Below are 12,792 nucleotides of genomic sequence, written 5' to 3' on the forward strand. Positions count from 1 at the left end.
CGGGGCGGGGTCAGTAGCCGGCGAAGGCGTCGGTCGTGAGGGTGCGGGCCTTCTGCAGTGCGGGCGCGAGGTCGGCGATCAGTCGCGGAGGCCCGGAGATGAACGCATGACGCGTGGTGATGTCTGCCACGGCACGCTCGAGCGTCTCCGCGTCGAGGCGGGCGCCCTGCCCCCAGGTCCAGTGCGCGGGAAGGTCCGCCGGTTCGTCACGGGTGAACACCACCGTGCGCACACCGGTCGCGGCGAGCTCGTCGCGGAACGCCAGTTCGGAGGCGTCGGACGCGACGTACACGAGCACCACGTCGCGCTGCTGCCCCGTCGCCTGCAGCTGCCGCAGCTGCGACACGAAAGGCGTCACGCCGATGCCCGCTGCGACCATCAGCACCGGGTGATCGCCCCGCGGCAGGATGAAGTCGCCCCACGTTCCGGTGACGGCGAAGGTCGCGCCCGGCTCCGCGGCCGCGAGAGCGCGCTTGTAGCTGGACGGGTGCTTCTGGTCGCCGTTCTTGTACGCGATGCGCAGGGTCGGCAGATCGGCCGGAGCCGACACGATGCTGAACTCCCGGCGGGTGCCGCGCGCATCGGGCCGGTGATGCGGAACATCGAGCTCGAGGTACTGACCGGGCAGGAAGCGCACATGCCCCTTCGCCCGGAAGGTCAGCTCCTGTGCCGTCGGGGTCACGAACTCCCTGCGCTCGAGCACGAGACGCACCGACCCGCGCAGGGCGAAGGCGAACGCGACGAGGTTGCCGATCAGGAGCGCCCGTTCCTGGCCGAGGGTGAACAGGCCGGCGACGGCGATCGGCCATCCGGCGAGCACCCCCACCACGACGGCCACCACGAGCTGCTGGCGGCGACGCGGCGGAGAGTGAGCGGCTCGGAGAGCATGAAGGCGCCGAGGAACAGGAACGGCGACTGCAACACGGCGAACTGCAGGGCCGTCAGCATGTCGAACCCGATGTCGAACTGGGCGGCCTGGACCGCCTGCCGCACCACGGAGGTCGCGACAGCGACCACGAGGAACACCAGCACGACGCGCACCTTCTCGGTGCGCCACAGCACCGCCAGCCCGAGGACGGCCACGGGGATCGTGAGCACAGGGGTACCGACCCACCACGACGAGGAGGTGCCGAGCCACTCGAAGGCGCCGAAGGCCCCGAGGATCGATACGACGGCGGCACCGAACGCCGCGGGGTTGAAGATGTGGCGGCCTCGCCAGGCGATCAGGTACTTCGACACGCTCGCCACGGCCCCCGCGAGCGCGCGAGACCGAGGAGGGCGCCGAGTTCGAGCCCCGGACGAAGGACGAACAGCAGGATGAGCGCGGTGACGAGCGACGATTCGATACGCCATGGAAGACGCAGGATCCGCTGTGCGCCGGCGTCCACAGCCGAGATGACGACCGCGAGCACCCCGAACGAGGCGACGAGTTCGAGCGGGGTGGGCGAGACGATGACGCCGAGCAGCGACAGCACCAAGGCGATCACGGCCAGAGCGATGAGCGCGAACAGCACGAGTCGGTACATCGACAGCGAGCCCAGTACCGCGAGGACCCGCTGGCGCGCGGCGGCGAAAGAGGTGATCACGTCGTCCAGTCTTTCCTAGTTCGGGGCCGAGGGGCCCGTCTTTCCGGAGAGGAACAGCTCGGCGGGGCCGCCTGGCGAGCGCTGCACCCGGCCGTCGGTGCTCATGCGCACCCAGTGCACGCCCCAGTCCGCAGCGATCTCGGGGCCTCCGGGGAAGAAGAGCGCCGTCGCGACGGCATCGGCGGTCATCGCGTCGGGCGCCAGCGCCCAGGTCGCGGCCCAGGTCTGCACCGGGACCCCTGTGCGCGCATCGAGCACATGGTGCAGCCCGCTCCCCCACGCACGACGGTTCACGGCCGATGCGCACAGCGCGCCGTCACGCACCCCGACCACCCCGATCGCCTTCTGCGGATCGTAGGGATGCTCGAGCCCGATGCGCACTCCCGCGCCGCGCACCCTGATGTCGCCGCCCGCGTCGACCACGAGATCTCCCGGCACGTGCGACAGAGTGCTCAGGACCAGGTCGACGAGGCGCCCCTTTCCGAGCGCCCCGACGTCGAGGAGCGCCGGTGCCGTGACCGCGACCTCGGAACGCGTCCACGCCACCCGCTGCTCCCAGTCCGAGGGGGCGCGCACGGGCTCCCCGGCACGAGCGAGTACTCGGCGTCGTAGCCGATCGCTGCGAGGCTCACGGCCACGAGGGGATTGACCGCGCCGTCGGTCGCTGCGGAGAGCGCACGGTAGGCGTCGAGCATCGGTCCGGCATCGGTCGACGCGAAGGCGCCTCCTTCCGTGCCGAGACGTGTGACCTCGGAGTCGGGACGGAACCGGGACCACTCCCGGTCGAACCGCTCCACCTCGGCGCTCACGGCCGTGCGATCCGCCTCCGTCAACGCGACGGTCGACTCGATGTCCCAGTGCGTTCCGATCGCCTCGAAGCGCCAGCTCGCCATGGGCGTCAGGCGCCTATGCGGCCGCCTGCTCCTTGATCGACTCGACCGCGTCGTTGAACCCACCGCTCGTGAGAGACGATCCTGCGACACGACTGACGTTCAGATCGTCGAGCGCCACGCCCTCGACCTCGGCGGCGATGCCGTCGATGAACTGGCCCTGGTACTGCTCGGTCTCGGGGGCCTGCGGGTCACCCGTGACCTCGACGTCGGTGACCACACCGTCGGCGAGGGTCAGCGTGACGGAGATCTGCTCGACCGTCTCCGGGGTCTGGTACGAACCGTCGGCCGTGTAGGTGCCGTCGGCGTAGTCTCCTCCGGTCGCGCCGCTGGGGGCGGAGGCGGAACCGGTGCCCGCCGCCTCGTCCGTCCCATTCGACGAGTCTCCGGTATCGGCCGCGCCGGAGCAGCCGGCGAGCACGAGCATGCCGGCGATCCCGAGAAGAGCGGAACCCTTGCGGACAGAGGTCGGTACAGTCGTGCGGATCATGCTGGCCTCCCGGTGCGGTGTCTGTCGACGCGTTCGCCGATGCATTCGACCGTATGCACCGCGGCTATGCGCGGGCTGTGCCGAGACGATGAGTTACGCGTCGCCACCGAACATGCTCGTGACCGAACCGTCTTCGAACACCTCGTGGATCGCACGAGCGAGCAACGGGGCAATGGGGAGAATGGTGAGCTTGTCCCACCGGCGCGATTCGGTCAGTGGAATCGTGTCGGTGATGACGACCTCATCGATCGACGAGTCCTGAAGTCGATCGGACGCCGGGTCGCTGAAGATCGCGTGGGTCGCCGCGACGATCACCCGGTGGGCACCGTTCGCCTTGAGCGCCTGGGCCGCCTTGACGATCGTGCCGCCCGTGTCGATCATGTCGTCGACGAGAAGACAGGTGCGGCCGTCGACAGCACCCACGATCTCGTGCACCGAGACCTGGTTGGCGACCTTCGGGTCACGACGCTTGTGGATGATGGCGAGCGGCGCGCCGAGGCTGTCCGACCAGGTGTCGGCGACGCGCACGCGACCCATGTCGGGCGAGACGACGGTGAGGATCTCGCGATCCGCCGGCGAGAGGGTCCGCTCGAAGTAGTCCAGCAGGACCGGCTTCGCGAAGAGGTGGTCGACGGGGCCGTCGAAGAACCCCTGGATCTGCGCAGCGTGCAGGTCGACGCTCATGACGCGATCGGCGCCGGCGGTCTTGAGCAGGTCGGCGACCAGACGAGCGCTGATCGGCTCACGCCCGCGGCCCTTCTTGTCCTGACGCGAATACGGATAGTAGGGCGCGACCACGGTGATCCGCTTGGCCGATGCGCGCTTGGCGGCATCGATCATGATGAGCGTCTCCATGAGCCACTCGTTGACCGGCTCGCCGAAGGTCTGGATGAGGAAGAGATCGACGCCGCGGATCGACACCTCGAAGCGGGCGTAGATCTCGCCGGAGGCGAAGGTGCGGTGCTCGACCGGAGCGATCTCGGTGCCGAGCGCCTCGGCGACGGCCGCGGTCAGCGCGGGGTGCGAGCGTCCGCCCGCGACGACGAGCCGCTTCTTGGTCTTCGCGATGATGCCGGGGCGACCCCGTTGTCGCGATCCAGATCGACCGTCTTCTTCTTCCGGGCCATGCTCCGCCTATTCCGCCGAATTCTCCCGAGCAGCGGCGTCCGCCGCACCCGTTCCTGCTCTGTTCTTCTCGACCCAGCCCTCGACATTGCGCTGGGGTGCGACGGTCATGGCCAGGGCTCCGGCCGGGACATCCTTGCGGACGACCGCGCCGGCGCCGGTCTTCGCGCCTGCCCCAAGCCTAACGGGCGCCACGAGCACCGTGTGCGAGCCGGTGTGCACCTCGTCGCCGATCTCGGTGCGGTGCTTGTTCACGTCGTCGTAGTTGGCGGTGATGGTGCTCGCGCCGAGGTTCACGCCCCGGCCGATCGTCGCGTCGCCCACATACGAGAGATGCGGCACCTTGCTGCCTTCACCGATCTCGGCGTTCTTGGTCTCGACATAGGCGCCGATCTTGCCCTTCGCGCCGAGGACGGTGCCCGGCCGCAGGAACGAGAACGGACCGACCGTGGCCTCCGCGCCGATCACCGCGAGGGTCGCATCCGTGCGGCGGACGATCGCGTCTTCGCCGACCTCGCAGTCGACGAGCGTCGTGTCGGGGCCGACGACGGCGCCGGGGGCGATGACCGTGGCGCGCAGGATCTGCGTGTTCGGGAGGATCGTGACGTCGGGCGACAGCTTCGCATCGTCGTCGATCCAGGTGGTCGCCGGGTCGACGATCGTGACGCCCTCGAGCTGCCACCGACGCACGATGCGCTGGTTGAGCAGGCGCCCCACCTCGGCCAGCTGCGCTCGGTCGTTGACGCCGAAGGTGACCGAGACGTCGGAGACGACGGAGGCGGCGACGCGGTCGCCGTCGCGGCGCAGCAGCCCGGGGACGTCGGTGAGGTACATCTCCCCTGCGCGTTGTCGACGCCGACACGAGGCAGATACGTGCGAAGGGTCGCGGCGCGGAACACGTACATCCCGGCGTTGATCTCGCGGACGGCGGCCTCTTCGGCACTCGCGTCCTTCTGCTCCACGATGCGGTCGACCCCGCCGTCGGCGTCACGCACGACGCGTCCATAGCCGGTCGGGTCGTCCACCAGGGCCGTCATCAGCGTGGCCGGCGCACCGGATGCGCGATGCTCGGCCAGGAATCCGGACAGGGTCTCGACGTCGGCCAGCGGGCAGTCTCCGGAGAGCACGAGCACATCGCCGTCGAAGTCGTCGGGGAGGGCGTCGATCGCGACCTGCACGGCACGACCGGTGCCCGGTACGTCGTCCTGGTCGATGAACACCGCATCCGGGTAGTCCTTCGAGAGCGCGGCGACGACCTGGTCGCGCTCATGACGCACGACCACCTCGATGTGCGCCGCCTGCAGGCGCGCGGCCGTGGTGAGCACATGCCCGACCAGCGGGCGTCCGCCGATCGGGTGCAGCACCTTGGGCAAGCGCGACTTCATGCGCGTTCCCTGACCTGCGGCGAGGACGACGATGGCGAGATTGTTCCCAGTCATGCTCCGCCGCCAGGACTCGAACCTAGACCTCACAGCTCCAAAGGCTGTCGTGCTGCCATTACACCACGGCGGACCGCGCCGCCCGTGAGAGCACCGCGGGGTCAAGTCTGCCATGTCCCGGCCCGTGTTCTGCTGACACCCGATCCGTCACCGGCCGGAAACACGGATCTGGGATGCTGGCCTCCATGAGCATCGTGATCGAGAAGGTGGAGAGCGCGTCCCCCGCCCTGACAGAGTTCCTGGTCGCCCATCATGCCGAACTGGAGCACACGGCGCCCGCCGAGAGTCGTCACGCACTGGTGTTCGAGCGTCTGCTCAGGCCGGGCGTGCGACTGTTCGCCGGCTTCGTCGACGGCCGCCCCGTCGCCACCGGAGCCCTCGCGACCGTCGCCGAAGGCCACGAGGAGATCAAGTCGATGCGCACCGACCCGGCGCTGCGCGGCCGAGGACTCGGGCGGTCGATGCTGGCCTTCCTCCTCGCCGACGCGGAGGCTCGTGGCATCGCGCGGGTCTCCCTCGAGACCGGCAGTGCCGAGTTCTTCGTGCCGGCCCGCGCGATGTACACGGCGGCCGGATTCCGGGAGTGCGGCCCGTTCGGCAGCTACCTCCCCGACCCGTACAGCACGTTCATGACGCTCGAGCTGGCGGCGGCATCCCGCGCACCGCACCCGCGCACGCGATAATGGGCGGATGAGCGAGGTGGATGAGGTCGACCGGATCGTCGGCGCGTGGAACACGCAGCGTCCTGACCTCGACTTCTCTCCCCTCGAGGTGCTGTCGCGGATGGACCGGCTCTCCCGGCACCTCGATCGCGCCCGTCGCGATGTGTTCCGCCGCAGCGACCTGGAGCATTGGGAGTGGGACGTGCTGTCGGCGCTGCGACGTGCGGGCGCTCCGTTCCAGCTCTCCCCCAAGCAGCTGCTGCAGCAGACGCTCGTGTCGAGTGGCACGATGACGAACCGGATCGACCGGCTCGTCGGTCGACGCTTCGTGCGCCGCGAGGCCGACCCCGGCGACGGTCGCAGCGTGCTGGTGATCCTCACCGACGACGGGCGCATCCGTGTGGATGCGGCGATCACGCGCCTCGTCGATGTCGAAGCCGATCTGCTGCAGGCCCTCTCGCGCTCCGACAGAGACCGCCTGGCCGGGCTGCTGCGCAAGCTGAGCCTGAGCTTCGACTCCTGATCTCAGCCCGTCAGCGCTCCGGTCTCAGCGAGCCGACTCGGGAACCGGGGCATAGGACCGGGGCCGGCACGCCGGTCGCTTAGGGTGGAAGGATCCCGTTCGCGACCAGCGACGCCGTTCCCCGGAGGCCGACCGATGGGCATGCCCTCTCCCCTCCCCGTGCGCGACGGCGTCGGAGCGACACGACTGCACGTGCCGTTGCGAGGCGTGTGGCCGACGGTGGCCGCGTACATGGTCGAGCGCTTCTTCCATCTCGACCCGGAGCGACTGCTCGAGCGCTTCGACCGCGGCGAGATCGTGACCGCCGACGGATCGGCCGTTCCCCGCGACGCCCCGCTGGGCAGCGTGGAGTTCGTCTGGTACTACCGCGAGCCCGCGGTCGAGACCCGCATCCCGTTCGAGCTCGAGATCCTGCACCAGGACGACCATCTCGTGGTGGTCGACAAGCCGCACTTCCTGCCGACGACGCCAGGGGGCAAGTTCCTGCAGAACTCGGCGCTGATCCGCCTGCGAAATCTCCTCGACAACCCCGACCTCGCGCCGATCCACCGCCTCGACAGGGCGACGGCCGGGCTGCTCATGTTCTCGTCGCGCCCGGCGACCCGGGGCGCATACCAGCTCCTGTTCGAGAACCGCCAGGTGCAGAAGGTGTACGAGGCGGTGTCGGCCCTCCCCGCCGGCCCGCTCCCCTCGTTCCCGGTCGTTTACCGGAACCACATCGAGAAGCCGCGCAGTCAGGTGCGCGTACAGGTCGACGACGCCAGGGAGCCGAACGCCGAGACGCTCATCGACCTGATCGGCTCCGACGACAACGTGGTGCACACCCTGCTGCGACCGCACAGCGGCAAGATGCATCAACTGCGCGTGCACCTCGCCGCCCTCGGCATCGGCATCCTGAACGACCGCTTCTACCCTGACCTGCTCGACGATCTGCCGGACGACTTCGACCGCCCGCTCCAGCTGCTCGCGAGAGAGCTGCGCTTCGTCGACCCGCTCACCGGCGCGGACCGGGTGTTCACCACGCGGCGCACCCTGCAGGAGGCACCGGGCGCCGGAGCGCCCCTCAGCGACGCATGACCTTGCGGGCGAGCCGCGTCCCGAGGATCTGCACGAGGTGCACGAAGACCACGATCAGCACGATCGCCGTCCACATGACGACCGGTTCGAACTGACGGAAGCCATAGATCTGCGCGAACGCACCGAGACCGCCGCCGCCGATCAGACCCGCCATCGCCGTCATGTCGATCAGCGCGACCACGATGAACGTGTAGCCGAGGATCAACGGTCCGAGCGACTCCGGGATCGCGACCGTGAACAGGATGCGCCAGGGGCCGGCGCCCATCGCGCGCGCCGCCTCGATCACCCCAGGAGACACCGAGACCAGGTGCTGCTCGACGATACGGCCGATCGCGAACGCGGCAGCCAGGGCGATGATGAAGGCGCCGGCCGTCGTGCCGATGCCCACGCCGACCACGGCCCGCGCGAACGGCTGGGCGACGGCCACGAACAGCACGAACGGGATCGGACGGAAGAAGTTCACCCCCAGGTTGGCGATGAGCGCGACAGTCTTGTTCTCGACGAGACCACCGGGTCGCGTGACATAGAGGATGACGCCGATCGCCAGCCCGAGCACGCCGCCGAGCAGGAGGGCGAACGTCGTCATGTACAGCGTTTCGAGGGCGGCCGCCCACAGCTCGGGCCACAGTTCGTTCAGGCGGTCCATCAGCGCGCCTCCTCTCCGGCGATCTCGGTGACTTCGACCCGCTCGCCGATACCCGCGAGTGCGCGGTCGATCGCGGCGGCGTCGCCGCGGATCGCCAACGTCAGGTGCCCGAAGGCCCGGCCGCGGATGTCGTTGATGCCACCGAACACGAGTTCGAAGTCGAGGCCGGCGGCGGCGAGGTCGAGGAACACCTGCGCCTGCGAGGAGTCGCCGTCGCGGAACGAGAACGTCACGAGGCGACCGCGATGCCGCTCCCGCAGCACCGCGAGCTCCGAAGGCGACGGCACACCCTTCACGACCGTGCCGACGAACCGCTGGGACGCGGGATTCTGCGGCGCGGAGAACACGTCGAACACCTCGCCGTTCTCGATCACTCGACCGTTCTCCATCACGGCCACTCTGGTGGCGATGGTCTGGATGACGTCCATCTCGTGCGTGATCACCACGATCGTGACGCCCTGCTCCCGGTTGACGCGCCCCAGCAGGTCGAGTACCTCGTGCGTCGTCTGCGGGTCGAGTGCGCTCGTGGCCTCATCGGCGAGGAGGATCGCGGGCTTGGTGGCGAGCGCGCGGGCGATGCCGACGCGCTGCTTCTGGCCACCGGAGAGCTGCTCCGGGTAGGCCTTCGCCTTGTCGGAGAGCCCGACGAACGACAACAGCTCCGTCACGCGCGCCTCGATATCGGGCTTCGACCACCCGGCGAGGGTGAGCGGGTACGCGATGTTCGCCTTGACCGTCCGCGACGAGAACAGGTTGAACTGCTGGAAGATCATGCCGATGCCCCCGCGGACCCGGCGCAGATCGCGCTCCTTGAGGGCGGTGATGTCGACCCCGTCGACGGTGATCGTGCCGCTCGTCGCGGGTTCGAGCGCGTTGATCAGCCGCACGAGCGTGGACTTGCCCGCACCGGAGTACCCGATGATGCCGAAGACGTCGCCCTTCTCGATCGAGAGGGTGACGTCATCCACGGCGACGATCTCGGACTCGCCACGGGTGCGGGAGGGATAGGTCTTGGAGACGTTCGTCAGGGTGACGATCGGCATGTGCTGCTCCGGTCTGCTTCGGGAACGAAGAATCGGGTGACGCGTGTCGCGCCACCCGATTCTCCCTCATCGGGCGGGGGGTGGAGTTCCCCTCGCCCGCTACTTGCTGGCTTCGGCGTCCGCCTGGACCTTCTCGAGCGATGCGACCAGATCCTCGACCGGCGTCTGCAGTGCGACGGCGGTGCCGCCCGACGACTCGAGCAGGCCCTTCTGGACGGCCTCGTTCGTCTGGAAGATCTCGACGAGCTTGAGGTACGTCTCGTTGTCGGCGTCTTCCGCGCGGGCGGCGAAGATGTTCACGTACGGCAGCGCGCTGGGGTCCTCGGGGTCGTCCTGCGCGATCGCGTCTTCGAACGTGAGTCCTGCGTCCTGCACGAAGTCGTTGTTGATGATCGCTGCGGCGACGTCGGGCAGCGACGTCGGGATGAGCGCGGCCTCGAGCGCCTTGACCTGGACCTTGGACTTGTCGGTGTCGACGTCGGCGAGGTCGGAGTACGGGGTGCCGCCGCTCTTGAGCTCGACGAGCCCTGCCTGCTGCAGCACGTTCAGTGCGCGAGCCTGGTTGGAGGCGTCATCCGGGACGGCGACGGTCTCGCCCTTCGGGATGCTGTCGACGTCGTCGTACTTCTTCGAGTACAGCCCGAGCGGGTAGATCGCGGTCGATCCGATCGGGGTGAGGTCGGAACCGGAGGCGTTGTTGTACTCGGCCAGGTACACGATGTGCTGGAACTGGTTGAGGTCGATCTCGCCCTCGGTGAGAGCCGGGTTCGGCTGCTCGTACGAGCCGAAGTCGACCAGTTCGACCGTGATGCCCTCGTCGGCGGCGGCCTCGACGAAGGCCGGCCACTGCTCGTCGCCCTTGCCGACGACGCCGACCTTGACGACCTCGTTCTCGGACGACCCCTCGCTCCCTGAGCCGGTGTCGGAGGTTCCCGTGGCGCAGCCTGCGAGCGCGACGAAGAGCGGGACCACGGCGAGCGCGGCGATGATGGAGGTGGTACGGCGTGACATGGAAGGAGTTCCTCTCTTGGGGGACTCGAATACGTTAGACAGGCCGTGCCGCGCACGCGGAATCGTGTGTCACACGGCGTCACAGCCAGGACGGGGCGCCACGACGAGGTTCAGTCGTACTCCTCGATCCCCTGCAGGCGTACCTGCTCGAGGTCGAGTCGGGCGGAGATGCGCCGGACGACGATGTCGTCGACCGTCCCGGCGCCGCGCAGTCCCAGCAGCACTTCGCGCTTGCGGTCGATGAGGGCGAGCTTGAGGCGCGTGTGCTCCTCGTGACGGATCAGCGGCGAGCGCTGGGCCAGATCGACGTCGGTCGATGTCGCGATGATCTGCAGCACCGTGCCGTCGGTGGCGTCCTCGTCCGTGGTCTGCGGGGCTCCTCCGCCGCCGATGCCGTACGGGTCGGGCTCGCCGAGCATGTCGTCCAAGGCCTCGGCCTCCGCGTCGACCAGAGCCTGCTCCCGCGCGAGTGTGCGCGCGTTCGCGAACTCCAGCATCTGATACCCCTCGGAACGCACGCGGTCGCGGACCTCCTGCCCGATCCCGTGCTCGGCGGCGAGGTCGTCGAGGGCGGCGAGGGCCGCTCCGGAGATCGCGCGCTCGGCGAGTTCGTACTCCTCGTCCTCCACGTGGTCGACGGGGAACCTCGCCCACCGCACGGCGGCCGGCAGCAGGGGGCCCTGCACCAGGAGGCTCAGCAGGATGACGCCGGCGGTGACGAACACGATCTCATCGCGTCCGTTGATGGCGCCACCCTCCGTGATGCTGACCGGCACGGACAGCGCGATCGCCAGCGACACCGCACCGCGCATCCCCGCGATCGTGGAGACCGCCCTCGCGCGGGCGCGGGATCCGGGTGCCGGCCGTGGACCGGACTGCCGCTGGAAGATCACGTTCAGCAGCTGGAACACGTATCGCACGACCAGCAGCGTCACCCACACGGCGAGCGTGATGAGCACGAGTCGTCCGATCGCCGCGGCCGAGATCTCGTGCGCGACGTACTGCACTTCGAGGCCGATCAGCACGAACAGCGCGCCGTTGAGCAGGAAGACCCCGAACGGCCACGCCGCATCGGCCTGTCGTCGGGACGAGGCCGTCGTGACCCGCGGCGACACGTACGCGACGATGAGCCCGGCGACCACGACGGCCAGAACACCTGAGGCGTGCACCATCTCGGCGGCGAGGAAGGCGGTGAACGGGATCAGCAGCAGAGCGACGTTGATCACGATGGTCGAGGACGTGCGGCGCAGCAGCAGGTAGCCGAGTCCCGCGATCACCACACCCGCCGCGATACCGCCGACGTACGAGATCAGCACATCGAGCGTGACCGACAGCGGGGTGATCTGACCGCCGAGCGCGAGCGACACCGCGATGGCATACAGCACCAGGGCCGTGCCGTCGTTGGTGAGGCTCTCGGCCTTGAGCTTCATGAACATACGCCGCGGCAGCAGTCGTCCGAGCGCCGCGACGGCGGTGGCATCCGGTGGCGCGACGGCTGCGCCGAGGATGAGGGCGATCTCCCACGGCATCCCGAAGAGCACGCCGATGCCGGCGACCGCGAACGCCGAGGCGACCACGAGCACCGTGCTCATCGGGAGGATGTAGCGGAAGTCGCGGCGGATCGATCGCAGCGACGTGGTCAGGCTCTCCCAGAAGAGCATCACGGGGAGGAACAGCAGCAGCACCGTCTCCGGCGGCAGCTGCACCTCGCGCAGCTGCGGGACGAAGCCGAGCAGCAGACCGAAGATGACCAGGACGAGGGGCAGCGCGAGACGCACGCGCGGGGCGATCAGGGTTCCGACGAGAATCGTGAGTCCGAGCAGGACTGTTACTTCGAGGCCTTCCATTCCTACCTCCCAACAGCGGTGAGAGAAGGATATTCCTCCGGCGGCGGATCTCCTCTGCGGCGTCGGCCCGGTTGCCGCTGGACACACTTTCCCATATGGGTATATGTTGCTCTCATGGCACGAGCAGCGACGACCTCGGATGTGTTCAATGCGATCGCCGAGCCTCGGCGTCGGCAGATCCTGACCCTGCTGCGCGACGGCGAACGAGCCGCGACAGCGCTGTCGGAGGACTTGGGCATGTCCCAGCCGGGCACGTCGAAGCACCTTCGCGTGCTCCGAGAAGTGGGCCTGGTCCGGGACCGCCGAGCGGGCAAGCAGCGCCTCTACGCCCTGGACGCCCGCGGCCTGCGAGCGGTGCACGAGTGGTCGGGCGGATTCGAGCGGTTCTGGAGCGAGAGCTTCGACCGACTGGACGCATATGTGCAGGAACTCAAGAACGAGAGGCAGGACTAG

Annotated in this window: 12 protein-coding genes, 1 tRNA gene and 2 pseudogenes; 4 read left to right on the forward strand and 11 right to left on the reverse strand. The window is 68.9% G+C overall.

Annotated features, from left to right (window positions below):
• Positions 1-10: 10 nt before the first annotated feature.
• From G4G29_RS13540 to G4G29_RS13565, 7 genes and pseudogenes are all read right to left on the reverse strand, one after another.
• A pseudogene (locus G4G29_RS13540) lies at positions 11-1,586 on the reverse strand (flavodoxin reductase).
• Between the two features lie 15 nt (positions 1,587-1,601).
• The gene (locus tag G4G29_RS24095; RefSeq protein WP_345941182.1) at positions 1,602-2,132 is read right to left on the reverse strand and encodes an FAD:protein FMN transferase; all 531 of its coding nucleotides are present in this window, start codon (positions 2,130-2,132) and stop codon (positions 1,602-1,604) included.
• Complete coding sequence (locus G4G29_RS24100; RefSeq protein ID WP_345941079.1) at positions 2,039-2,479, reverse strand: FAD:protein FMN transferase; 441 nt, start codon at positions 2,477-2,479, stop codon at positions 2,039-2,041. Before G4G29_RS24100 ends, G4G29_RS24095 begins: the two co-directional genes overlap by 94 nt.
• 13 nt (positions 2,480-2,492) lie before the next feature.
• The gene (locus tag G4G29_RS13550; RefSeq protein WP_183150482.1) at positions 2,493-2,966 is read right to left on the reverse strand and encodes an FMN-binding protein; all 474 of its coding nucleotides are present in this window, start codon (positions 2,964-2,966) and stop codon (positions 2,493-2,495) included.
• 93 nt (positions 2,967-3,059) lie between these two features.
• Complete coding sequence (locus tag G4G29_RS13555; protein WP_183152842.1) at positions 3,060-4,037, reverse strand: ribose-phosphate diphosphokinase; 978 nt, start codon at positions 4,035-4,037, stop codon at positions 3,060-3,062.
• A gap of 63 nt (positions 4,038-4,100) precedes the next feature.
• Positions 4,101-5,530: pseudogene (gene glmU, locus G4G29_RS13560) on the reverse strand (bifunctional UDP-N-acetylglucosamine diphosphorylase/glucosamine-1-phosphate N-acetyltransferase GlmU).
• A gap of 1 nt (position 5,531) precedes the next feature.
• A tRNA-Gln gene (locus G4G29_RS13565) sits at positions 5,532-5,603 on the reverse strand.
• 112 nt (positions 5,604-5,715) lie between these two features.
• Between G4G29_RS13565 and G4G29_RS13570 the strand changes: the two genes are divergently transcribed.
• From G4G29_RS13570 to G4G29_RS13580, 3 genes are all read left to right on the forward strand, one after another.
• Positions 5,716-6,213 carry a GNAT family N-acetyltransferase gene (locus tag G4G29_RS13570; RefSeq protein WP_183150483.1) on the forward strand — a complete coding sequence of 166 codons (498 nt, stop codon included), beginning with the start codon at positions 5,716-5,718 and terminating at the stop codon, positions 6,211-6,213.
• 7 nt (positions 6,214-6,220) lie between these two features.
• Positions 6,221-6,715: a MarR family transcriptional regulator gene (locus tag G4G29_RS13575; RefSeq protein WP_183150484.1), complete on the forward strand. Its 495-nt coding sequence runs from the start codon at positions 6,221-6,223 to the stop codon at positions 6,713-6,715.
• A 141-nt stretch (positions 6,716-6,856) separates the two neighbouring features.
• A complete protein-coding gene (locus tag G4G29_RS13580; protein ID WP_202045255.1) occupies positions 6,857-7,792 on the forward strand; it encodes a pseudouridine synthase in 936 nt (311 codons plus the stop codon).
• Here G4G29_RS13580 and G4G29_RS13585 read toward each other — a convergent pair.
• The 4 genes from G4G29_RS13585 to G4G29_RS13600 form a co-directional block, all read right to left on the reverse strand.
• The gene (locus G4G29_RS13585) at positions 7,779-8,438 is read right to left on the reverse strand and encodes an ABC transporter permease subunit (RefSeq protein ID WP_183150486.1); all 660 of its coding nucleotides are present in this window, start codon (positions 8,436-8,438) and stop codon (positions 7,779-7,781) included. The genes G4G29_RS13580 and G4G29_RS13585 overlap by 14 nt on opposite strands.
• The gene (locus G4G29_RS13590; RefSeq protein ID WP_183150487.1) at positions 8,438-9,481 is read right to left on the reverse strand and encodes a methionine ABC transporter ATP-binding protein; all 1,044 of its coding nucleotides are present in this window, start codon (positions 9,479-9,481) and stop codon (positions 8,438-8,440) included. Before G4G29_RS13590 ends, G4G29_RS13585 begins: the two co-directional genes overlap by 1 nt.
• A 99-nt stretch (positions 9,482-9,580) precedes the next feature.
• A complete protein-coding gene (locus tag G4G29_RS13595; RefSeq protein ID WP_183150488.1) occupies positions 9,581-10,492 on the reverse strand; it encodes a MetQ/NlpA family ABC transporter substrate-binding protein in 912 nt (303 codons plus the stop codon).
• 110 nt (positions 10,493-10,602) lie between these two features.
• Positions 10,603-12,339, reverse strand: a complete 1,737-nt coding sequence (locus G4G29_RS13600) for a Na+/H+ antiporter (RefSeq protein WP_183150489.1) — start codon at positions 12,337-12,339, stop codon at positions 10,603-10,605.
• 114 nt (positions 12,340-12,453) lie between these two features.
• Here G4G29_RS13600 and G4G29_RS13605 point away from each other — a divergent pair, with 114 nt between their 5' ends.
• Positions 12,454-12,792: a metalloregulator ArsR/SmtB family transcription factor gene (locus G4G29_RS13605; RefSeq protein ID WP_183150490.1), complete on the forward strand. Its 339-nt coding sequence runs from the start codon at positions 12,454-12,456 to the stop codon at positions 12,790-12,792.

The sequence above is a fragment of the Microbacterium sp. Se63.02b genome, assembly GCF_014171575.1.
In the GTDB taxonomy this organism is placed as follows: domain Bacteria; phylum Actinomycetota; class Actinomycetes; order Actinomycetales; family Microbacteriaceae; genus Microbacterium.

What these genes read in the sequence shown, in the direction of transcription:
- G4G29_RS24100 (WP_345941079.1), bottom strand. Translation starts at nt 2,479, where the DNA reads ATGGCGAGCTGGCGCTTCGAGGCGATCGGAACGCACTGGGACATCGAG.
- G4G29_RS13550 (WP_183150482.1), bottom strand. Translation starts at nt 2,966, where the DNA reads ATGATCCGCACGACTGTACCGACCTCTGTCCGCAAGGGTTCCGCTCTT.
- G4G29_RS13570 (WP_183150483.1), top strand. Translation starts at nt 5,716, where the DNA reads ATGAGCATCGTGATCGAGAAGGTGGAGAGCGCGTCCCCCGCCCTGACA.
- G4G29_RS13575 (WP_183150484.1), top strand. Translation starts at nt 6,221, where the DNA reads ATGAGCGAGGTGGATGAGGTCGACCGGATCGTCGGCGCGTGGAACACG.
- G4G29_RS13580 (WP_202045255.1), top strand. Translation starts at nt 6,857, where the DNA reads ATGCCCTCTCCCCTCCCCGTGCGCGACGGCGTCGGAGCGACACGACTG.
- G4G29_RS13585 (WP_183150486.1), bottom strand. Translation starts at nt 8,438, where the DNA reads ATGGACCGCCTGAACGAACTGTGGCCCGAGCTGTGGGCGGCCGCCCTC.
- G4G29_RS13590 (WP_183150487.1), bottom strand. Translation starts at nt 9,481, where the DNA reads ATGCCGATCGTCACCCTGACGAACGTCTCCAAGACCTATCCCTCCCGC.
- G4G29_RS13595 (WP_183150488.1), bottom strand. Translation starts at nt 10,492, where the DNA reads ATGTCACGCCGTACCACCTCCATCATCGCCGCGCTCGCCGTGGTCCCG.
- G4G29_RS13600 (WP_183150489.1), bottom strand. Translation starts at nt 12,339, where the DNA reads ATGGAAGGCCTCGAAGTAACAGTCCTGCTCGGACTCACGATTCTCGTC.
- G4G29_RS13605 (WP_183150490.1), top strand. Translation starts at nt 12,454, where the DNA reads ATGGCACGAGCAGCGACGACCTCGGATGTGTTCAATGCGATCGCCGAG.